The sequence below is a fragment of the Duganella sp. S19_KUP01_CR8 genome (genome assembly GCF_036688705.1).
Lineage (GTDB): Bacteria > Pseudomonadota > Gammaproteobacteria > Burkholderiales > Burkholderiaceae_D > Rugamonas.
In genome coordinates this window covers 100,209-120,611 of the sequence record NZ_JAQQPR010000004.1, presented here as the reverse complement: position 1 = coordinate 120,611, position 20,403 = coordinate 100,209, and the positions used below count along the sequence as shown (strand labels likewise).

Here is a 20,403-nt window from a genome sequence, read left to right as displayed (position 1 = left end):
ACTCGCCGATGACCGCGTCCCTGCCCCACCCGGATGACCGTGCGCCATGAAGCACGCTTTTGAGTTCGGCGAATGGCTGGTTGATCCATCCGCCAACACCATCGAAAATGCCGACGGCATCCGGCAGACGGAGCCGCGGACGATGGACGTATTGCTTGCGTTATGCAACGCGCGCGGCGCGGTGCTGAGCACCGAGCAGTTGCTGGAACAATGCTGGGGCAGCACCATGCTCGGCGACAGCCCGGTGCACAAGAACATCGCGAACCTGCGCCGCCTGCTGGGCGACAACGCCCGCACCCCCGCCTACATCGAAACCATCCGCATGCGCGGCTACCGCACCGTCGCCCCGCTCGACTTCAACGCCCGCAGCTCGGCCAAGGCCTGGGCTGGCGGCTCGCCGTTCCGCGGCCTGCTGCCGTTCGATGCCATGCACGCCGACGTGTTCTTTGGCCGCGACGAGGTGATACGGCAACTGCACGAAGCCGTGGCCGAACAGGTGCGCGCCGGCTACGCGCTGACCATGGTGCTCGGTCCCAGCGGCACCGGCAAGACCTCGCTGATCCAGGCCGGCCTGCTGCCCTTGCTGGAAGGCCGCCGCGCGGCCGGCGCTGTCGGCCTGCTGGCGTCGACCACCTTCGCCCTGCTCGACCAGGGCGAGCAGACCTTGTTCACCGCGCTGGCCGGCGCATTGCTCGATCTGCAATGGGGCGAACAACTGGCGTTCCCGGGCGAGAGCGCGATCTCGCTCGGCCTGCGCCTGGAGCGGGATAGCGGCGCGGTCATTGCCGCCCTGGCGGCGCATCTGGCGGCGCAGGCGCCGCGCCAGGATGGCCTTCGCTTCGGCATTTTCCTCGACGGCTTCGAGGCGCTGTTCAACGCCAGCCGTATCGCCGAGGCAGAGCGGCTGGCCTTCCTCAACACGCTGGACCAGCTTGCGCGCAGCCGCGCGGTCCTGTTGATCGTGGCCTGCCGCAACGATTTCTATCCCAGCATCGCCAGGTATCCGTCGCTGACCGAGGGCCGGCGCCACGGCGGCCACTTCGACCTGAGGGCGCCCGGCTTCAGCGACATTGCGCAAATCATCCGCCGGCCGGCGGCCGCCGCGCGGCTGACCTTCGGCGTCGATCCGGCCACAGGCGCGCGGCTTGACGACATGCTGTGCGAAAGCGCCTCCGCCAGCCCGGACGCCCTGCCGCTGCTGCAATACTGCCTGCACGAGCTGTATCGCCTGCGCACGCCGGAAGGCGAACTGAGTTTCGAGGCGTTCCACCAGCTGGGCGATCTGGAAGGCGCCATCGGCCTGCGCGCCGAGCGGGTGGTGCTGGCCATGACCGAGGCCCAGCGCGCCACGCTGCCGCATCTGATGTCGCTCGTGACCGTGCTGTCGACCGACGGCGACACCGTCACCAGCCAGCGCGCGCCGTGCTCGGCGCTGCGTGGCGAGTCGGCGCAGCAGGCGCTGGCGGCGCTGGTCGAATCGCGGCTGTTCATCAGCGACCTGGCCGGCTCCACGCCGGTGTTCGGCATTGCCCATGACGCCATCTTGCGCCGTTGGCCGCGGATGACCGACTGGATCGCGACCCACCGCAACGCCCTGCGGGCGCGCGGCCCCCTGGCCCAGCAGGCGGCGCGCTGGCGCGACGAGGGCCGCCCGGCCGACTTGCTGCTGCCGCGAGGCAAGCCACTGAGCGAAGCGCTGGAAGTGCTGCAGGGCGGCGTGCTGGCGCTGACCGAGGCCGAGCTCGAACTGATCGGCGCCTCGCGGCAGCGCGCGCGTCAGCGTGAGCTCGTGCGCTGGGCGGCGCTGACGCTGATTGTGGTGCTGTCGCTGCTGGCCTCCCTGCTGGGCGTGAGCGCCATCCAGGCCAAGCGGTCGGCCGAACAGCGGCGCAACGAGGCCGAAAGCCTGATGCATTTCATGCTGGGCGACTTTGCCGACAAGCTGCGGCCGCTGGGACGGCTGGACTTTCTCGAAAGCGTCAGCGGCAAGGCGCTGCAATATCTGAACAACTCGCCGGACCAGACGCTCAACCCCACGGCGCTGACGCTGCGCGCCAAGGGCTTGCAGGTGATCGCCGAAGTCAGCCGCTCACGCGGCGATTCCGCGCGCGCCCTCGATGCGCTGACCCAGGCCAGTGCCATCCTGATGAGCCAGCACCGCGCAACGCCGCACGACACCCAGGTGCTCAAGGCGCTCGGTGACAATGCCTACTGGGTGGGGCAGATGCACAAGGATCAGAACAATCTGGCGGCGGCGGAAACCGCGTGGCGCGACTATCTGCGCTTCGCCGATCTGCTCCACGAGCGTGATCCGGACAATCCGGAGTGGTGGGTGGAACAGTCGTACGCCCACAATAATCTGGGCAGCCTGGCTATCACCCGCGGCCAGCCGGCGCTGGCGGTGCCGGACTTCCTGCAGTCGATCGCGCTCAAGCGGCGGGCGCTGGACCGCGCGCCGCAGTCCCACACCGTCGCGGCCGACCTGGCCGCCAGCTACTCATGGCTGGCGTCGGCCCGGGAAGCGCTGGGCGAACTGCAGGAGGCGCGCCAGCTGTACGCCAAGGAACTGGAGCTGGTGGCGCAGCTGCACGAGCGCCTTCCGGGCGATGCGATGTGGGTCCACCGTCATGTGGTGGCGCTGCAGCACCGTGCCATGCTGGCCGCGGCCATGGGCCAGGACGCCGAGGCCTTGCGCGATTATGACGAAGCCCAGCGCATGTTCACGCACATCGCCGCGCAGGACGGCAAGAATCGCGCCTGGCAGGTGGAGCTGGCGTCGCTGGAACAGGAGCGCCTGCGGCTGCTGGCGCGCACGCGGCCGCCGCAACAGATGCTGGCGCCGCTGGGCGAAGTGCACCAAACGCTGGAGGCGATACTCGCCCTGGATCCGAAGAATTCCAGCTGGGAGCGGCGCGAGGCGATCGCCCGCACCCGCCTGGCCGCCGGCCTGCTCGCTTCCGGACAGGTGGCGGCTGCGCGCCGGCAGGCCGACACGGCCGGGCAGCGCCTGCGCGCGCTCTACCAGGACAACCCCAACAACTTCGGCATGCGCGTGGCATGGCTGGAGTCACTGCTGTTGTGGTCCGCGATCGAGGAGGCGTCGGGCGCGCGGCCGGCGTCGGTGCGCGCCAGCTGCGAGCAAGTGCGCGTCGTCGTCGGCGATGAAATCAAGACCACCATGAATCATCAACTCCTGGACCCGTGGGTCCGGGCCAACCTATGCCTGCATGACAGCGAGGCAATCGAACCGGGGGTGAAAAGACTCAGCAAAATCAACTACCGCGACCAGTCATATGTTCAATTCTTATCCACTCATTTATAAGACATCGCCATGGCCGAACCCATCCAACAGATTTACATCATTGTCCACATCGACAACCCCACCACCGTGACCTACAGTTATGTTGATCCCAACACCAACAAATATGTCACCACCAACGTGTGTGACCTGATGCTGTTCAAACCGTCGTGCTGCATGTTCGTGCTTGACGCCGCATCGACGAGCAACGGCTGGACGATCACGCAAATCCTGCCGAACAGGAGCGAGTCGATCGACTATCAACTCGGCCCGCGTGGCTTGTCCGCGCTGACCTTGGGTAATGTGGAGAAATTCGGCATCTACAGGTATTTCATCGTCTACTTCAACACCCTGAGCAACGCGACTTACTTCATCGATCCTCAGGAAGTCAACATCCCGCCAATGGGGGACCACCCTAGATAAGTCTGCACCTCGCTGCATATCGCTGCGGCCAGCTCTTCCTGCAGGGAGATGCCGAGATGGCCGCAGCGGTCAAACTGGGACAGCCACTCCACCCGGTTGGCGCCGGTGTCCACCAGCCGCATGGAGGCGCGCACCCGATTCTCCTCCACCCGCACGCTGCCTTCCAGGCGCAGCGGCATAGCCGCGCCGGCGCCATCGAGCTGGAGGCTGGCGCCATGGCGGTACAGGCGCGACCCGAGTTCCTCGTCCAGTCCGAACACAAAAGCATCCGCCGTGCCGGCCGCCGCCAGGTTGCGCAAGGGCGCAAGATGCAAGCCGCCTGCGCCGCGCGCAAGCGCCTGCGGCTGCAGGTTGGCCCGCACCACCGGCACATAGCCGCCCAGCGGTATCGTGATCAGCACGCCCGCCGACACGGACGAGTCGGCGTAATACGCTTTCAGCCGGTTGCGCAAGCGGCCGACCTGCACCCGCACGGACGGGTCGAGCGCCGTGTCGTACTGGCCCGAGTCGCGTCCGTACACGCCGAGCCCGATCGCGTATTCGTTGATTTCATGTGCGCAGCCGCTCAACTTTCTCTGCAGTAGAAAGGTCAGCAGCTGGCACATGCGGGGCGCCTTGGCAAAGGTCGGGCTGGCCAGCAATTGCTTGACGAAGCGCCATATCTCATCGACTGGCGGCACGGTATCCGGTGCAGCGACGGAAGGCTGACAACGAGCATTCATTTAGGCATCCCGTAAGAAGTGTGCGAGGCGGTTCGCAGTTGCATGTGCAAGCTGCTGTGATCAATGTACTGCCTTACCGGGAGAAATACCTTCCGCCCACCTTACGGCCGGAAGATCGCGGTAGAGTTACCGTAACGCCTACCCTCATTTAGCTGAAATATCACGGTGAATGAGCGGATAAAGCAGGCGAAGAGAGCAAGAAGCGCGGACACCCAACGCGCGCCGACAAGCTGCAATAGTTTTGGTATATGATTAACAACGAAGGAAGTAAGTCGAATCGATTTCAATGTCGGGATTTCACCGTATGCAGCATCCGCTTGCCAGCCTTTGGCGCCATCCGACACGCGTGTTGTTCTACCGATCCCCGGGGCTAGCCGAACACGGTCTGGCCGCATGGAGCCGCTCACAGGCGATGAGCACCCGGCGCCGCTTCACGTCGGCCGGCGACGCTTTCGACTATCTGCGCTATTGGCTGGGCGAGCCTGGTGCGCGCTCCGAACTCAAGTCGATTCTGCAACGCTCCGGCCCATCGTTGGCCGGCGCGCATTCGGGCGTGGACGGATGGCAGCACGCGCTTGCGCGGCGCATGGCGACCGGCGCTGTGGTGGTGGTGGAAGAACACAGCCGGCTTGCTGCTCCTGGGCGGCTGGTCGGCCCATCGTCTGCCGGCGCGACCGATGCCGCCGTGGACGCGCTGCCGCTGCTCAGCGACATGCCGTCCCCAACCCCATCGCCTGCGCAGGAGCCGACTGCGAGCGCGGCAACAACGCAGGCCAGCGATACGTCTGCTATCGCGGAGTCGGAATGGTCCGCATCCGCCGCCGACCAGATTGCCCAGGCAGAAGTTCTTGAGGAGGCTGCCAAGGATGGGGTTCCATTCTGCGAGATATGCGAGAAAATGCGAGCAACCCAGGAGTCATCCAATGAATGAGGCCACACTACAAAATACGCTTTGGGCGGGTGACGCCGAACTGGAAGGCGGGCACGTCCATTGGCTGCTCGACGGAGCACGCGATCCTGACATTGTTCATCTTGTCCGTGCCAGCGGCCTGGAGCATACCTGCTTGTTTTCAGGTGACATACACCCGCGCCTGCAGGCGGCGGCCCCCTATCTGGTGCATTTGCCGCCAGGTTCACCAGCTGCCGCTGCACTGCTGAAACGCGGCTGGGGAAACGCATGGGGAATCTTCACCATTGCCAAGGCCGACATCACGCTGGCCGAGCAGCGCCTCCATCTGAAAAAATTCCTGCGCGTTCAGACCGAAGACGGGAAACTACTGGCCTTTCGCTACTACGACCCACGTGTACTCAATACCTATCTGCCCACGTGCACGAGCGAAGAGTTTCGTACTTTTCTCGGTCCATTGGCCCGGCTGGTCGCGGAAAGCGACGGCGGCAACAAGGCGCGCGAGTTCGCCCTGCACGACGATGCCATGCGTATCCAGGAATACCCCGTCGTACGCGAACCTCATTGATTCGCGTACGAAAGCTGTCCTAGCTGGCGGCCGACGCCTTGGCGCGCGCCACGTGCAGTTTTTTGTAGCTGTCGATCAGGCGCTGGTGCCTGTCTAGCCCCTCCAGTTTCATGCTGGTTGGCGTCAAGCCGAAGAAGCGCACGCTGCCATCCACTGAACCGATCACCGCGTCCATGCGCGCGTCACCAAACATCCGGCGGAAGTTGACCACGTAATCGTCCAGCTCCATGTCGTCATCCAGCACCACCTCCAGCACCGCATTCAAGGCCTGATAGAACAGTCCGCGCTCGAGCGTGTTGTCGTTGTATTGCAGGAAGGCTTCCACCAACTCTTGCGCCGCTTCAAAGTCCTGCAATGCAAGTTGTATCAACAGCTTCAACTCCAGCACGGTCAATTGGCCCCAGACCGTGTTCTCGTCAAACTCGACGCCGATCAAGGTCGCGATATCGGAGTACTCATCCAGCTCGCTGTTCTCCAAACGCTCAATCAACGCTTCCAGGCTGTCATCATCGAGGCGATGCAAGTTCAGAATGTCGGCGCGGAACTTCAATGCTTTGTTGGTGTTATCCCAGATCAAATCTTCCACCGGATAGACTTCCGAATAGCCCGGCACCAGGATGCGGCAGGCAGCGGCGCCCAGCTGGTCGTACACCGCCACGTAGACTTCCTTGCCCATGCCTTCGAGGATGCCGAACAGGGTCGCGGCTTCCTCGGCGTTGGAGTTCTCGCCGTGGCCGGAGAAATCCCACTCGACAAAATCGTAATCCGCCTTGGCGCTGAAGAAACGCCACGAAACGATGCCGCTGGAATCAATGAAGTGCTCGACAAAATTGTTTGGTTCGGTGACGGCGTTGCTGACAAAGGTAGGCCGTGGCAAATCGTTCAATCCTTCAAAACTGCGGCCTTGCAGCAATTCCGTCAGGCTGCGTTCCAGCGCCACTTCCAGGCTCGGGTGCGCGCCGAACGAGGCGAACACGCCGCCGGTGCGTGGATTCATCAAGGTCACGCACATCACCGGATACTCGCCGCCCAGCGACGCATCCTTAACCAGCACCGGGAAGCCCTGCTCTTCCAACCCTTTGATGCCGGCCAGAATGCCAGGATATTTCGCCAGCACTTCCTGCGGCACATCTGGCAGTGCGATTTCGCCTTCCAGGATTTCGCGCTTGACCGCCCTTTCGAAAATCTCCGACAAGCACTGCACCTTGGCTTCGACCAGCGTATTGCCGGCGCTCATGCCGTTGCTGACGAAGAGGTTTTCGACCAGGTTGGACGGGAAATACACCACCTCGCCATCCGACTGCCGCACATACGGCAGCGAGCAGATGCCGCGCTCCACGTTGCCGGAATTGGTGTCGTACAGATGCGAGCCGCGCAATTCGCCATCCGGATTGTAGATTTCCAGGCAGTACTCATCCAGGATTTCCGCCGGCAGCGCGTCTTTGCGGCCAGGCTTGAACCAGCGCTCGTTCGGGTAGTGCACAAACGGCGCTTCGGCGATGTCTTCGCCCCAGAAGGTGCCGGCGTAGAAGTGATTGTTGCTCAGTCGTTCGATGTATTCACCCAGCGCCGACGCCAACGCGCTTTCCTTGGTCGAGCCCTTGCCATTGGTGAAGCACATCGGCGAGTGCGCATCGCGGATATGCAGCGACCACACATTGGGAACGATATTGCGCCACGAAGCGATTTCAATCTTGATACCCAGGCCGGCCAGCAGTCCGGACATATTGGCGATGGTTTGCTCCAGCGGCAGATCCTTGCCCGCGATATAGGTGCTCGCTTCTGAAGCCGGATTCAGCATCAGCAAGGCCTGGGCGTCGGCATCCAGATTCTCCACCGATTCGATGACGAACTCTGGCCCGGCCTGGACCACTTTTTTCACCGTGCAGCGGTCGATCGAACGCAGGATGCCTTCGCGATCCTTGTCGGAGATATCGCTCGGCAACTCAACCTGGATCTTGAAAATCTGCTGGTAGCGGTTTTCCGGGTCAACAATATTGTTCTGCGACAGGCGGATATTGTCGGTGGGGATATTGCGCGTCGAGCAGTACAACTTCACGAAATATGCGGCGCACAGGGCCGACGAGGCCAGAAAGTAGTCAAACGGACCAGGCGCCGAGCCATCGCCCTTGTAGCGGATGGGCTGGTCAGCGATGACCGTGAAATCATCGAATTTAGCTTCAAGACGCAGCTTATCGAGAAAGTTGACCTTAATTTCCATGGGTAAATTCCAATTTTTGCACAAAATAATCCGCCATTATCCGCCCTTCTCGCTTTGCGGCAAAGGCCGTTGACCGGGACGTTGGCACCGGCAAGATTGCCCCAAATATAATGTTTACAAAAAGATATGCTAAGCCTATACTTTTTCCATGCAAACAATCCAGCCCGAAGCCAGCGATTAGGTGCATTTAGGAACGTAATGACCATGGCCGTATTTTTGGTGAAACGCAAATTCAATCCACAAAAAATAGGAAAAATAATGGCATCAACACTTTCTCTGCGCGTCAAACCGCTACATTTCGCGGCCGCTGTACTTGCCTGCAGCGTCGCGCTGCAAGCCTCGGCAGCCCACAGTTATACGGACAAGCTGGTGGCCGGCGAAACCCTGCAAGCCAATGAATTCATCAAGCCTGTCGACAACAACCTGGTCCGCTTGGTCATGCAAGGCGACGGCAACCTGGTCCTGTACCGCCAGGCGGACAATGCGCCCTTATGGCATACCAGCAGCTGGGGCCATCCTGGCGCAACCACCGTCATGCAGGGCGACGGCAATCTGGTCGTCTACGGCCCCAACGGCACCGAAGTCCTGTTCCACACCAGCACCTACAACAATCCCGGCTCCTATCTGCAACTGCTGTCGAGTGGCAACCTGGTCGTCAAATCCGCCGCCAACACGGTACTGTGGGCCAGCAACACCTCGGTCCAGCCGCCGCCCATCTATTCGACCCCGTCCTACCAGCCGACCTTCTGGAACGACGCCAGCACCATCCAGCGCAATAACAACTGCTACAACTACGCCAACAACAAGCGCACCGACACCTTCGCCCAGCCAGGCCGCGCCCATGGCGTGACGGGTTACGCGATGACCGGTCCGGCCGTCTACAACGCAGCCGTGGCGGACGGCCTGGTGCCGACCACCAGCTCCGGCACCTCGCCTGAAGGAAAAACCAAAATCGCGCTGGTGGTAGCCCCCGGCATTGACTACCATTGGTATCGTCAGGACAGCGATGGCCGTTGGACCCACAAGCCCGGACAAACGCGCGCGACCAATGTCGACAATAGCGGCGTGACGATCACCAATCCGGAAACGGCCAACCGCGGCATGTACACCTTGTTCGTAGGCTATTTCTTCACGCCGTCGGACGCCGTCCAAGGCCAGGGCAAAGCGGACATCCGCTGATCCGCATACCCACTTAAAATAGGACATATCCAAATGAAGCAATCTTTTATCAAGTACGCGCTATTGGTAGTCGGCTCATTCTGCGTTCTGGCCGGCGCGCAAGCGGGGGAAATCGTGAAGTCGCTGACAGTCGAACTGCTGGTCTTCTCCGGCCGCCCCAACCCGACTTTTGTCGTCACCGACCCGGTCCAGATCAAGGAAATCCTGGCGCTGGCGAAGAATCTGCCGCGCAAGAAAGGCGTGCTGGCAAGCGAGGAAGTCCAGCCGGAACCCAAGCTGGGTTACCAGGGCTTTATCGTGACCAACAATTCGGACATCTCTTCCGACGTCAAATCGTTCGTGGTGCACGGTTCGAATGTGCACCTGGCGCTGGTTGCCGGCAGCAAGCAGGCTGGCAAGTCTTCCATCGTGCAAACGGCCAGTGTCGATTCCGACGCCTCGCTGGAAAACAAGCTGCTCGCACACGTGAAGAACAACGCTCTCGTCGATGAGAACGTGCTGGAGTTCATTGAGAACTCGAAGTAAGCCGCAACCGTCCGCAGGAGCGTAGCAGTCTGCGCTCCTGCGGCGATCAATCAGGTTCAGGCCGCGAGCGCCGCGCCGCCGATGGCATGAACGGCCGCAACGAACTTGTTGCGCACCAGTAGAAACGCGGCCGCCAGATTCCAGAGCGCCTGCGCCACCAGAATGCTGAGGATGGCCGCAAGGCTCATATTGACGCCAACGACAATGACGGTGCCCACCACCAGCGCGCCGGACAGCAAGCCAAACAATCCCACGCCGCGCTGAAGGCCGCCTCCGCCCAGCAACACCAACGACCACCCTATTCCGGCCACGGCTTGCAGCACCCAGCCCACCCGCGCCAAATCGGTCAACGCGACGCCGGTGAAGGCGATCATGTTATAGCCCTGCTTCACGCTGTCGGGCGAGGCCCCGGCGAACATCGCGGCCAGGTCGCCGCTGACAAAACCGTCGAGCGTGGTGGCGCCTATCATCGCTACGCAGCCGATCAGATACGTCGTCAAACTGGCCAGCACCAACGGCCGCCGCAGATCCAGCCGGCTCGCCAGGCTGGCGTAGCCGAAAGCGTAGGCCAGCACGCTGGCGATGGCCACCGAATGCACCAGCGCCTTCATCGGCCGCATAGCCGCCATGCTGGTCATGATCTCCTGCGGCGTATTGCCGGAAGCGCCCTGGTCCAGCGCCACAAAGATGGTCGATAATATCGTTGCGGCGGCGATCGCCAGCCCGGCGGTGCGGGCCGACGAACGTTGTTGCTGGTCAGCCAAGGTCGGTGCGGAGTGGTGCATGGTGTCCCCTTTTCTAGTCGATAGGGCATGAGGTTTATTCCTCATGCCGTTGACGACTTTAAGGGGACTGCGATGCTGGTTTATGTAGTTTTTGTAAATTAATGTGAAGCTGCGACGTCCTTCTCCACCACCTGCTCCAGCGAGGTGAAGAGATGCTGCCAGCCATATTGCGCACCCTGATAGGCCTGTTCCTGGTCGGGACGGAAGCCGGTTTGCTCCATCCGCACATGAGTGCCGGTCGCGGTGGCGGCCAGTGTCCATGTCACCACGCTTTCCAGTCCCATCGCGTTCCAGGTGTAGGCCAGCGTCTTTTGCGGTTCGACTTCCATCACCTGGCAATCGACCGTGCCCCAATCGCCCTCCAAGTTAAAGCGGTGGCCGGACACGGCCTGGAAATCATTTTTCATCAGCCAGGCTTCGATCAGGTGCGGCTGGGTCAGCGCCCGCCACAGCTTTTCCGGCGGATGTGCAAACTCCCGTTCGACGACGACGGTGCGGAGTTGGTCAGCGATAGCGTTCATTATTGGTCCATCCTTTTCAGTAGGTCATCAAGATCGTCGAACTTGCCATCCCAGAAACGGCTCATCTGGTTGGTCCAGTCCAACAGCGGAGTCAGCGCCCTCAGCTGCGCGCTATAGTGGGTTTGGCGGCCCTCATGCCGGTCCAGCACCAGTCCGGCCTGCTTCAGCACGGCCAGATGCTTGGACACGGCCGGTTGCGACACCTGCGCATGGGCGGTCAACAGCCCTACGGTGTGTTCGCCGCCGGTGCATAGCTTTTCGAAGATGGACCGCCGGGTGGGATCGGCCAGCGCGCGAAACAGCTCGTCATGGGAGTTTGTCATTTCAATTCATAGCCACTAAGTTATGGGTTTAATCATAGCCCGTTGGTTATGGATGGTCAAGCGAAAGATACACGGATGCGCGCACGCTTGACATGTCTGACGACCCAAGATATCTTCACAATCATTGCTCCATCGAAAGTTTTCAAAAAACTCAATCCGGGCAAGTTTCACCTGCATACACCCAGCACCCCCAGCCTTAACTGAATCGCAGCACCCGACTGGAAAGCCACGACCGGAGATGGAAGCGATTCCACACCCTCCGATTTTCGCCATCACGAACCAGGAACGAAGGACGCACCATGAATAATCGTTGCAGGAATCTATCGCTACAGGGCCTCCCCGTAGTCTTGTCGCTGCTGCTGGCCGCTTGCGGCGGTGGTGGCGATCAGGCCGCCGCGCCGCAGTCGGCGCGCATGCTCAGCGCGATGAAGGTCCAGGGCGGCGCCGCCGCCTCGGCCGAAACCGCGCTGACGCCGGTCAGCGCCTCGGCCAGCTCGTCCGAACGGGGCGATTTGTCCGCCGCCGCCGCCATCGACCACAACGACGCCACCCGCTGGGGCAGCGGCTTCAGCGACGACCAGTACCTGACGCTGGACTTCGGCACATCTCAGGCCATCAGCCGCGTCCACATCGCGTGGGAAAACGCGCACGCCGCCCAGTACCTGCTGCAGGTGTCCGACGACAACTCGACCTGGACCACGATCAAGACCGTCGACAACAGCCAGGGCGGCACGGAAGACTGGACCGGGCTGTCCGGCCAGGGCCGCTACCTGCGCGTGAAAGGCGTCAAACGCTCCAGCCAGTACGGCTATTCGATCTTCGAGATCCAGGCCTTCACCGGCACCCCGGTCACGACGCCGCCGGTGGACAACACGCCACCCGTGGTGATCGACCCGGCCAAGCCTGGCGTGGTGATCAAACCGGTGGCGGCGACCTCGTCGGCGGTGGAAAACGGCGGCCTGTCGGCCAGCATGGCCATCGACGGCAAGACCACCACCCGTTGGGCCAGCACGTCCGAAGACGGCGCCTGGATCCAGTTCGACTTCGGCGCCAAGACCCAGGTCGGCTACATGAAGCTGCAGTGGGAGAACGCCTACGGCAAGCAATACGCATTGCGCGTGTCCGACGACGGCCAGGCCTGGTCGCAGGTGCGCTACGTCAGCGCCGGCCAGGGCGGCACCGAAGAGTTCTACAACCTCGGCATCAACGCCCGCTACATCCGCCTGCAAGGCGTGGCGCGCGCCACCCAGTACGGCTACTCGCTGTTCGAAGTGGAATTCAAGACGCCGGGCAGCGACAACACGCTGGCCAGCAGCGCCACCTCGCCGCTGAAATACCCGGCCAGCGGCGCCGGCTGGGCGCCCTTGCCCGCCGCCGCCCAGCCGCTGGAAACGCTGCAATTCACGCTGCCAGACGGTACCCTGGTCACCCGCTTCGGCGCGCGCGGCCTGGCCCGCCACGGCCGCGAGCGTGGCGAGGAATGGAATGAAATCGGCTACGGTCCGAACGACACCGTCGATCCCGTCACCGGCCTGCCGGTCGACAAAGGTCCGGGCAACTACCTGACCTTCGTATCGAACTACTTCAAGAACCGCACCTGGGGCGTCGAGATCATCGACAACAGCCGCGTACCCGGCGTGACCAAGCCTGTGCTGATCGTCAACCAGTACACCACGGTGGACTTCCTGTCCGGCGGCATCGCCTTCTTCCGCGGTTTCGACCGTCCCGGCGTGACCGGCTACGGCTGGATGGCGCCGGGTGAACTGGTGGACCGCAACGTGCCGGTCTGCAAACCGGTGGCCTTCCCCGCCGCCGGCAAGCTGGCCAGCGTCGACGGCATCAACGGCGCCTGCACGCTGCGCATCAAGGAATATCCAGGCCACGGCGACCTCGACGCCAACGGCATGCCGAACGGCGGGGACGTCAAGGCACGCCCGCTGGTGACCGGCGACATCATCGAAGTCTCGCCGTCGATGTTCTCCACCACCGAATCCATGACCGCCAACGGCGACACCGGCGGCATCCGCTACTACTCCTACGAATGGACCTACGTGGTCGGCGCCGGCCTGAAACCGTGGTACGGCGTGCAGCCGCGTTTGAACTCGGTGCCGCTGCCGGAAGCAACGCTGTCCGGCGGCCAGGGCTCGGTGTCGTACAACTACTCGGACAACGGCCTGTTCATGTTCCAGCAGCCGCACAACAACATCGGCATGCAGAATATGCAGCGCTTCGTTGAAGGCCGCCGCCTGGTGCACACCAACTTCACCACCGGCGACCACAACGAACCGGGCAACGATCGCTACCTGCCGGCCGTGGGCTTGCAGGGACAGCGCTTCAACCAGTCCGCCTGCATCGCCTGCCACGTCAACAACGGCCGCAGCGCGGCGCCGACCGCCATCAACCAGAAGCTGGACAACATGGCGATCCGCGTGGCGACCACCAATGCGCAAGGCCAGCAACTGCCGCACGCGTTGTACGGCAGCGCAATCCAGATGAACGCGGTATCGGCCACCGGCGCGCCGCAGAATTGGGGTAACACCGTCAGCGTGGGCGGCTTCGAAGCACGCACCGTCAAGCTGGCCGATGGCACGGCGGTCGAACTGCGCAAGCCGACGCTGGCCTTCGAAGGTCCGGTGCCGGACATCTACTCGCTGCGCGCCGCCCAGCCGATGATCGGCGCGGGCCTGCTGGAAGCCATACCGGAAGCGGACATCATCGCCCGCACCCGCACGGCACCAGACGCGGATGGCGTGGTCGGCGTGGCCAACTATGTCTACGAGCCGGAGACAGGCGCGGTGCGCCTGGGCCGCTTCGGCTGGAAGGCCGGCAAGTCGACGCTGCGCCACCAGGCCAGCGAAGCGCTGCTGCTGGACATGGCGGTCACTTCGCCGGTCTATCCCAACCGCGCGTGCGCCACCGGCCCGACCGGTTGCGCCGCCGGCGGCACACAGAAAGGCATTTCGGAAGCCGACCTGCAATCGATCTCGCGTTACTTGTCGCTGGTGGCGGTACCGGCCCAGCGCAGCATCCCGAGCGGCTTCCCGAAAGGCGTGGCGCCGCTGGATGAGCATCGCGTCGATGCGCAGCAGGTCGCCGCCGGCGCCAAACTGTTCCAGGGCATGCGCTGCGTGGCTTGCCACACTGCCGAGATGAAGACCGGCTCCGGCCATCTGTTTGCGGAACTGCGCAACCAGACCATCCGTCCGTACTCCGACCTGCTGCTGCACGACATGGGCACGGGGCTGGCCGACAAGTTCGTCGAAGGCCAGGCCAAGGGCGGCATGTGGCGCACCTCGCCGCTGTGGGGCATAGGCTATACCGACAAGGTGATGGGCAATAGCAGCAAGGTCGGCTACCTGCACGACGGCCGCGCGCGCAACCTGACCGAAGCCGTCATGTGGCACGCCGGCGAGGCCGACAAGTCGCGTCAGCGCTTCGAGAACTTGTCGAAGGCTGATCGCGATGCCTTGCTGGCTTTCCTGAAGTCCTTGTAGTGACAGCGGCCGCCGTCAGAAGCTTGACGGCGGCTGTTGCGATGTGAGGATGGCGGCGGCCAGTATGGCGCCGAGCAGCAGCACCATCTCAACCCGCAAAGCCAGCCGCACCGTGACCACGCCCTGATATGAACGGGACGCGGCTGGCAAACCGATGAATTTGTTATAGCCGCCGATGCCGATGGCGGCCAGCACCAGCGCGATCTTGGCCAGCAAGGCAAGGCCGTAATCGGTATAAATCAAATTCTCCGCGACGCCGACGCGATGCCAGGCAGTGTAAATACCCGTGGCGACGATGGCCACAACGGCGCCCATCGCCGCACGCGACATGCTATCCAGATACCGGTTCATATCCGCCGCCGACATCCGCGCGGACAGCACGCAGCACCCGGACACCGCCACCACGCCCACCCAGACCGCGATCGCGGACAGGTGCAGGGACTCCGCAGCCATCGCCACGGTCCAAAGCCCCTCCTCGCCCGCATGGCCCATGGACGCCCGCGTCACCGCAAACACCAGCATGGCCGCCGCAACGGCAATCTCGCGGCTTGTCGACTGGCTTCGCGGCCACCGCAACGCCAGCACCACGAGCAGCGCCGCGATGGCAACGCCGCCGGACAAGCCGTAGGCCGTGCTGCTGACCATCATCCAGAACATGCCACACGCCTCGGCCAAGCCGGTGCCGCCCATGACGGCGGTCGCAGCCAGCAGCGACAAGACGCCGGCTACGATGGCCGCGCCGGCCGCCACCAAATCGAACGTGCGCAGATGCAGCTCGACATCGGACGGGAGCCAACGGCGCGCGCACCAGGAACCTGCCAGCCAGCTGAAACCGCAAACCAGCACGAATGCCGAACTGATTTGCAGCAGCCAGACCGGATCGAATCCAGCTCCCATTATTTAACCGTGAAGGTGAACTCGCCCTTACGGCGATGGCCATCATGGCCCGCCGCCGCCCAGTCAACCTTGTAAGCGCCGGCCGGCAGCGGCGGCAGGGCCAGCCGCAGGATCGCCGGGTTGGCCGCATCGACCGTGGCTTTGACCTTGTCGGTAACAACGTGGCCACCCGCGTCGGTCAATGTAATGCTGCTGAACGCCTGCTCCACCTTTTCGTTGAACGTCAGCGTAATCTCTTTCGGCGCCGCATCCAGCACGGCATCGGACGCCGGATTGGCCTTCTTCAGGGTTGCGTGCGCAGCGGCGAACGGCGCGGCCAGCGTCGCCGCCACCACAATCGCCGCTGCCAGCATGGTTTGCAAAGTCTTCATCTGTTTTCTCCTTAATGTCCGCTATGGCCGCTCGGCTTGCGCACTGTGAGCTCCACGTTCGGTTGGTTCAATGCCGGCATGGACTGGCCGCCGGCGGTATATTTGCGTGCTGGTTCCGGCAAGGCGCCGGTCCATTCGTAGGCCTGCGTGCCGGGTGGGTGCTTGTACCAGCCGGGGTCAGTGTAGTCGCCGCGCTTCTGCTCCTTGCGCACTTTGACCACAGTGAACATGCCGCCCATGTCGACGCCGCCGAACGGACCATCGCCCGACATCATCGGCAGCGTGTTCTCCGGCAGCGGCATCTGCATGCCGCCCATCGCGCCGCCCTTGTCGCCCATGGTCATGTAGTCCGGCACGATCTTGTTGATCTTTTCGGCGATGCCGCTGTGGTCCACACCTATCATGTTCGGCACGTTGTGGCCCATGGCGTTCATGGTGTGGTGCGACTTGTGGCAGTGGAAAGCCCAGTCGCCCGGCTCGGTGGCGATGAACTCGATCGCCCGCATCTGGCCAACCGCGATATCGGTCGTCACTTCCGGCCAGCGCGAGGCTGGTGGCGTCCAGCCGCCATCGGTGCCGGTGACATGGAACTCATGACCATGGATATGAATCGGATGATTGGTCATCGTCAGGTTGCCGACGCGGATGCGCACCTTGTCGCCCTGCCGCACCGGCATCGAGTCGATGCCAGGGAATACTCGGCTGTTGAAGGTCCACAGGTTAAAGTCCAACATGGTGTTGGTCTTGGGCGTGTAGCTGCCTGGATCGATGTCGTAGGCGTTCAGCAGGAACACGAAGTCGCGGTCCACCGCGTACTGCGTGTGATCCTTGGGGTGCGTGACCCAGAAGCCCATCATCCCCATCGCCATCTGCGTCATCTCGTCGGCGTGCGGGTGGTACATAAAAGTGCCGGGACGTTTGGCGACAAACTCGTAGACGAAGGTCTTGCCCGGCTCGATGCCCGGCTGCGTCAGGCCGGTCACGCCGTCCATGCCGTTGGGCAGGCGCTGGCCGTGCCAGTGCACGCTGGTGTGCTCCGGCAGCTTGTTGGTGACGAAGACGCGCACGCGGTCGCCCTCCACCACTTCGATGGTCGGGCCGGGCGACTGGCCGTTGTAGCCCCACAGGTTGGCCGTCATGCCGGGCGCCATTTCGCGCACCACCGGCTCGGCGATCAGGTGGAATTCCTTGACGCCGTTATTCATCCGCCACGGCAGCGACCAGCCGTTCAGCGTCACCACCGGATTGAATGGACGGCCGTTGGACGGCAGCGGCGGCACGTGGGTGTTCGCGTTATCCATCGTCATCGCTTCCGGCAGCGTCGCCGCGCCGGCCTTGCTGATGGCGGCCGCGCTGACTGCGATGGCGCCTGCGCCTTTGAAAAAGTCTCTACGTGAGGTCATGGGGTCATCCTTGTTTCGTTGGCGCTGCCGCCGTTGACGACTGCTTGCAGGCGGGTGTCGGCGATCCAGAAGTCGCGCTGTGTTTCGATGGCGGTGTTGACGCTGTTGAGCTGCTCGCGCGAGTCGGCCAGCAGTTCGAACACGCTGGCCAGCATGCCGTTGTAGCGCAGCAGGACCTCGTCGGAGATCTTTTTACGCAGCGGCACCACCTCGTCGCGGTAGTTGCGGGCGATTTCGTAGGTGGTGCGGTAGGACGAATACGCCTCGCGCACCTCGGAGCGGGCGCGCACCGCCGTATCGGCTGCCCGATGCACGGACTGCATGTACTGCGACTGCGCACGCGCCACCTTGGCGCTGCCCCAGTCGAAGATCGGCAGTTCAAACGAGACCTGGTAGCCGTTCTCGCGCGGCAGGCCGGTGCTGCTCTTGTTGGCATAGCCGGCGTCGAACACGTTGATGAAACCCGTGGCCTTGGTCAGGCCGAGGGCGTCGGCCGTGGCTTCGGTGTCGCGGCGCGCGGCCAGCATGTCCAGCCGCTGCGACAGCGCCTGGGCTTCCGCGTTGTTGATCTCCTGCGCTTGCGGCGGCAGATCGGGCAAGCGGTCCGGCAGCACAAAACTCTGCTGCTCGCCCGACAAGCCCAAGAGCCGTATCAATTGTTCACGCGAAGCCAGCGCCTCATGACGGCTGCGGGCCTGCTGCGTCAACGCATCCTGGTGGAACGCACGCTCGCGCGCCTGATCCAGCTTGCTCCAGTTGCCGGCCTTGGACATCTGTGCCGCCAGCTCGGACGAGGCTTCGGCGGCGCCGCGTACCTGTTCCGCAAACGCGGCCGATTGCGCGGCCGCCACCGCCATGAAGTAGGCGCGCCGGGTGTCGGCCGCCAGCTGGACGGCCTGCGCTGCGGCCCGCAGCTTGGCCTGTTCGAAGCGGCGCTGTTCGATGCGCGAGCGCGCCGACAACGTCAGCAGACCGGCGATGTCGAACATCACGCTGCGATCGATCTCGGTCTCGCTGCCGCCGCGTATGCGGCCAAAACCCAGGCTGGGGTTACGCATGCGGCCCGCCTGGACGAACTCGGACTCGGATACGCCCAGCTCCGCAAACGAAGCCTTCAGCGCCGGGCTGTTGAGCAGCGCGATTTGCACGGCGGTTTCCGCCGTCAGGGGTTGCGCCAGCAGCGCGCTCACTTGCTGGTCATTGTTGGCGTCGCGGGAGAAGCCGGCCGGCTGGCCGATGCGCTCCTGCGTCAGCCGGGAGACGTCATTCAGCCCGCTGTCATTCGACAGGCTGGCGCACCCCGTCAGCAGAACGAGCGAAAGTCCTGCGGGCAGCAGTATAGGGAATTGTTTCATAGGATTCCTGGAAAATTACGGATACGCGGGACAGGCCCGCAGCTTCGGCAAATTCAGGACAGGCGTGGCGGACGTTCCAGCGTGGCGGGAATATAGGCCGTCATCGAAGGCTCGGCCGCGATGAAACCGGCGCCGGAAAACGACGCGGGCAGTACAAGCGAAGGCACGCCGGGCGGCGCCGAGGCGCCCACGCAGCTGGCGCAATGACTGCACTTGCCATGCGCGCCGGAAGCCTGCTGGTCCGACTTCTCGGGCGCGCAGTGTTCCGCCTTGGCAGCCGGTTGGCTGGCCATCTGCGCCGGCAACGTCAGCGCCACGCACGGAATCAAGACGACAGCCGTCGCCTGCAGCGGCAAGGCGGCTATCAAAATCCAGAGCAGGAAACGGATGAATGGGCGCATAAGTAGGCAGAATGGTACCGCAGTCTCTCCAGGAGAGGCAACTGTGCGTACCTTACACCTTCCCACTGCAGTAAGGTCAAGCCCTATTTGAGGTTGACGCGGGCGACCACAGGATGATGGTCGGACGGATAGCGCCGGTCCAGCGAGTCGCTCAGCACCGCATATTTCTGCACGTCGAAATGGCGGTCGACGAAGATATAGTCGATCCGCTCCGTCATGGCCGCGTCCAGGTGGAAGTCGTTAAAGGTGCCAACCGGGCCATATGGCGGCGCCGCGCTCACCCGGAAAGCGTCGCGCATCGCCTTGGCCATGGTCTGCATCTGCACCGTTTCCGGTGTCGAGTTGAAGTCGCCGACGCAGATGGCTGGCTCGCCGTGGGCGATCTCGGCGATTTTGCGCAGCACCAGATCGGCCGAGGCGCGTCGAGCCTGTTCGCCCTGGTGGTCGAAATGGACCGAAAAAACGTAGAACGACCGGCCGCTGGCGCGCTCACGCAGGCGCGCCCACGACGCGAGCCGGTGGCAGCAGGTGGCGTCCCAGCCGAACGACGGGCGGTCCGGCGTTTCGCTCAGCCAGAAGTCGCCCTTGCCCAGCAAGGCGAAACGACTCTTGCGAAAATAGATCGCCGAATGTTCGCCGGCAGTCTTGCCGTCGTCGCGGCCGACGCCGACATGGTCGAATTCCTTCATCTGGGCCAGGTCGGCGATTTGGTCGGCCAGTCCCTCTTGAGTACCGAAGATATCGAACTCGTGATAGCGGATCAGCGCCTTGACCATTTCCTTGCGGGCCGGCCAGGCATTGGCGCCGTCTTCGGCATGGTTATAACGCAGGTTGTAGGTGGCGACGTTGATCGGGGCCGCCACAGCTGGCGCGCAGGCGATGGCGAGCAGCATGGCAAACAGCGAAAACAGTATTCTCATGTAGATCGGCTCCGGCAATATGACGGTTCATTTAACCACGACCTGTGGTCCATGGCGCGACAGCGGCTGAACGACTCGCCAGTTTAACCA

At 63.2% G+C, this 20,403-nt stretch carries 18 protein-coding genes; 7 read left to right on the top strand and 11 right to left on the bottom strand.

What is annotated here, in order from left to right; all coding sequences use genetic code 11:
- The first annotated feature begins 46 nt into the window (after positions 1–46).
- Entirely contained in the window at positions 47–3,322 is a 3,276-nt protein-coding gene (locus V6M89_RS05720) for an nSTAND1 domain-containing NTPase (protein WP_332852289.1), read from the top strand.
- A gap of 9 nt (positions 3,323–3,331) precedes the next feature.
- A complete protein-coding gene (locus V6M89_RS05715) occupies positions 3,332–3,721 on the top strand; it encodes a hypothetical protein (RefSeq protein WP_332852288.1) in 390 nt (129 codons plus the stop codon).
- On the opposite strand, the gene V6M89_RS05710 is transcribed toward V6M89_RS05715, so the two are convergent.
- Positions 3,679–4,443 (bottom strand): hypothetical protein, encoded by a 765-nt coding sequence (locus tag V6M89_RS05710; RefSeq protein WP_332852287.1) that lies wholly within the window; start codon positions 4,441–4,443, stop codon positions 3,679–3,681. The two genes, V6M89_RS05715 and V6M89_RS05710, sit on opposite strands and share 43 nt — an antisense overlap.
- Positions 4,444–4,747: 304 nt before the next feature.
- On the opposite strand from V6M89_RS05710, the gene V6M89_RS05705 reads away from it, so the two are divergent.
- On the top strand, positions 4,748–5,374 hold the full coding sequence (locus V6M89_RS05705; protein ID WP_332852286.1) for a hypothetical protein: 627 nt from the start codon (positions 4,748–4,750) through the stop codon (positions 5,372–5,374).
- Positions 5,367–5,918 (top strand): DUF4123 domain-containing protein, encoded by a 552-nt coding sequence (locus V6M89_RS05700; protein ID WP_332852285.1) that lies wholly within the window; start codon positions 5,367–5,369, stop codon positions 5,916–5,918. Before V6M89_RS05705 ends, V6M89_RS05700 begins: the two co-directional genes overlap by 8 nt.
- Before the next feature lie 19 nt (positions 5,919–5,937).
- Here V6M89_RS05700 and V6M89_RS05695 read toward each other — a convergent pair whose 3' ends face one another.
- Positions 5,938–8,139 carry an OsmC domain/YcaO domain-containing protein gene (locus V6M89_RS05695; RefSeq protein ID WP_332852284.1) on the bottom strand — a complete coding sequence of 734 codons (2,202 nt, stop codon included), beginning with the start codon at positions 8,137–8,139 and terminating at the stop codon, positions 5,938–5,940.
- A 258-nt stretch (positions 8,140–8,397) separates the two neighbouring features.
- Here V6M89_RS05695 and V6M89_RS05690 point away from each other — a divergent pair, with 258 nt between their 5' ends.
- Both V6M89_RS05690 and V6M89_RS05685 read left to right on the top strand, forming a co-directional pair.
- Positions 8,398–9,318 carry a hypothetical protein gene (locus tag V6M89_RS05690; RefSeq protein WP_332852283.1) on the top strand — a complete coding sequence of 307 codons (921 nt, stop codon included), beginning with the start codon at positions 8,398–8,400 and terminating at the stop codon, positions 9,316–9,318.
- Between the two features lie 33 nt (positions 9,319–9,351).
- The gene (locus V6M89_RS05685; protein ID WP_332852282.1) at positions 9,352–9,843 is read left to right on the top strand and encodes a hypothetical protein; all 492 of its coding nucleotides are present in this window, start codon (positions 9,352–9,354) and stop codon (positions 9,841–9,843) included.
- 56 nt (positions 9,844–9,899) lie between these two features.
- Here V6M89_RS05685 and V6M89_RS05680 read toward each other — a convergent pair whose 3' ends face one another.
- The 3 genes from V6M89_RS05680 to V6M89_RS05670 form a co-directional block, all read right to left on the bottom strand.
- Complete coding sequence (locus V6M89_RS05680; RefSeq protein ID WP_332852281.1) at positions 9,900–10,628, bottom strand: hypothetical protein; 729 nt, start codon at positions 10,626–10,628, stop codon at positions 9,900–9,902.
- A gap of 98 nt (positions 10,629–10,726) precedes the next feature.
- Entirely contained in the window at positions 10,727–11,149 is a 423-nt protein-coding gene (locus V6M89_RS05675; protein ID WP_332852280.1) for an SRPBCC family protein, read from the bottom strand.
- Entirely contained in the window at positions 11,149–11,472 is a 324-nt protein-coding gene (locus V6M89_RS05670) for an ArsR/SmtB family transcription factor (protein ID WP_332852279.1), read from the bottom strand. Before V6M89_RS05670 ends, V6M89_RS05675 begins: the two co-directional genes overlap by 1 nt.
- Positions 11,473–11,771: 299 nt before the next feature.
- On the opposite strand from V6M89_RS05670, the gene V6M89_RS05665 reads away from it, so the two are divergent.
- Positions 11,772–14,966 carry a di-heme oxidoredictase family protein gene (locus V6M89_RS05665; RefSeq protein WP_332852278.1) on the top strand — a complete coding sequence of 1,065 codons (3,195 nt, stop codon included), beginning with the start codon at positions 11,772–11,774 and terminating at the stop codon, positions 14,964–14,966.
- Between the two features lie 15 nt (positions 14,967–14,981).
- Here the strand turns inward: V6M89_RS05665 and V6M89_RS05660 are convergent, their stop codons facing one another.
- From V6M89_RS05660 to V6M89_RS05635, 6 genes are all read right to left on the bottom strand, one after another.
- A complete protein-coding gene (locus V6M89_RS05660; protein WP_332852277.1) occupies positions 14,982–15,863 on the bottom strand; it encodes a copper resistance D family protein in 882 nt (293 codons plus the stop codon).
- Positions 15,863–16,234, bottom strand: coding sequence for a copper homeostasis periplasmic binding protein CopC (gene copC / locus V6M89_RS05655; protein WP_332852276.1), 372 nt, complete (start codon positions 16,232–16,234; stop codon positions 15,863–15,865). The genes V6M89_RS05660 and copC overlap by 1 nt, the downstream gene beginning before the upstream one ends.
- Before the next feature lie 11 nt (positions 16,235–16,245).
- On the bottom strand, positions 16,246–17,637 hold the full coding sequence (locus tag V6M89_RS05650; RefSeq protein WP_332852275.1) for a multicopper oxidase family protein: 1,392 nt from the start codon (positions 17,635–17,637) through the stop codon (positions 16,246–16,248).
- Positions 17,634–18,992 carry a TolC family protein gene (locus V6M89_RS05645; protein WP_332852274.1) on the bottom strand — a complete coding sequence of 453 codons (1,359 nt, stop codon included), beginning with the start codon at positions 18,990–18,992 and terminating at the stop codon, positions 17,634–17,636. The genes V6M89_RS05650 and V6M89_RS05645 overlap by 4 nt, the downstream gene beginning before the upstream one ends.
- 53 nt (positions 18,993–19,045) lie before the next feature.
- Positions 19,046–19,393 carry a hypothetical protein gene (locus tag V6M89_RS05640; protein ID WP_332852273.1) on the bottom strand — a complete coding sequence of 116 codons (348 nt, stop codon included), beginning with the start codon at positions 19,391–19,393 and terminating at the stop codon, positions 19,046–19,048.
- Between the two features lie 83 nt (positions 19,394–19,476).
- The gene (locus V6M89_RS05635) at positions 19,477–20,313 is read right to left on the bottom strand and encodes an endonuclease/exonuclease/phosphatase family protein (RefSeq protein ID WP_332852272.1); all 837 of its coding nucleotides are present in this window, start codon (positions 20,311–20,313) and stop codon (positions 19,477–19,479) included.
- Between the last annotated feature and the right edge of the window lie 90 nt (positions 20,314–20,403).

Bases quoted from the DNA above. Each gene is read 5' to 3' on its own strand.
- V6M89_RS05720 (WP_332852289.1), top strand. From the start codon at position 47: ATGAAGCACGCTTTTGAGTTCGGCGAATGGCTGGTTGATCCATCCGCC.
- V6M89_RS05715 (WP_332852288.1), top strand. From the start codon at position 3,332: ATGGCCGAACCCATCCAACAGATTTACATCATTGTCCACATCGACAAC.
- V6M89_RS05710 (WP_332852287.1), bottom strand. From the start codon at position 4,443: ATGAATGCTCGTTGTCAGCCTTCCGTCGCTGCACCGGATACCGTGCCG.
- V6M89_RS05705 (WP_332852286.1), top strand. From the start codon at position 4,748: ATGCAGCATCCGCTTGCCAGCCTTTGGCGCCATCCGACACGCGTGTTG.
- V6M89_RS05700 (WP_332852285.1), top strand. From the start codon at position 5,367: ATGAATGAGGCCACACTACAAAATACGCTTTGGGCGGGTGACGCCGAA.
- V6M89_RS05695 (WP_332852284.1), bottom strand. From the start codon at position 8,139: ATGGAAATTAAGGTCAACTTTCTCGATAAGCTGCGTCTTGAAGCTAAA.
- V6M89_RS05690 (WP_332852283.1), top strand. From the start codon at position 8,398: ATGGCATCAACACTTTCTCTGCGCGTCAAACCGCTACATTTCGCGGCC.
- V6M89_RS05685 (WP_332852282.1), top strand. From the start codon at position 9,352: ATGAAGCAATCTTTTATCAAGTACGCGCTATTGGTAGTCGGCTCATTC.
- V6M89_RS05680 (WP_332852281.1), bottom strand. From the start codon at position 10,628: ATGCACCACTCCGCACCGACCTTGGCTGACCAGCAACAACGTTCGTCG.
- V6M89_RS05675 (WP_332852280.1), bottom strand. From the start codon at position 11,149: ATGAACGCTATCGCTGACCAACTCCGCACCGTCGTCGTCGAACGGGAG.
- V6M89_RS05670 (WP_332852279.1), bottom strand. From the start codon at position 11,472: ATGACAAACTCCCATGACGAGCTGTTTCGCGCGCTGGCCGATCCCACC.
- V6M89_RS05665 (WP_332852278.1), top strand. From the start codon at position 11,772: ATGAATAATCGTTGCAGGAATCTATCGCTACAGGGCCTCCCCGTAGTC.
- V6M89_RS05660 (WP_332852277.1), bottom strand. From the start codon at position 15,863: ATGGGAGCTGGATTCGATCCGGTCTGGCTGCTGCAAATCAGTTCGGCA.
- copC (WP_332852276.1), bottom strand. From the start codon at position 16,234: ATGAAGACTTTGCAAACCATGCTGGCAGCGGCGATTGTGGTGGCGGCG.
- V6M89_RS05650 (WP_332852275.1), bottom strand. From the start codon at position 17,637: ATGACCTCACGTAGAGACTTTTTCAAAGGCGCAGGCGCCATCGCAGTC.
- V6M89_RS05645 (WP_332852274.1), bottom strand. From the start codon at position 18,992: ATGAAACAATTCCCTATACTGCTGCCCGCAGGACTTTCGCTCGTTCTG.
- V6M89_RS05640 (WP_332852273.1), bottom strand. From the start codon at position 19,393: ATGCGCCCATTCATCCGTTTCCTGCTCTGGATTTTGATAGCCGCCTTG.
- V6M89_RS05635 (WP_332852272.1), bottom strand. From the start codon at position 20,313: ATGAGAATACTGTTTTCGCTGTTTGCCATGCTGCTCGCCATCGCCTGC.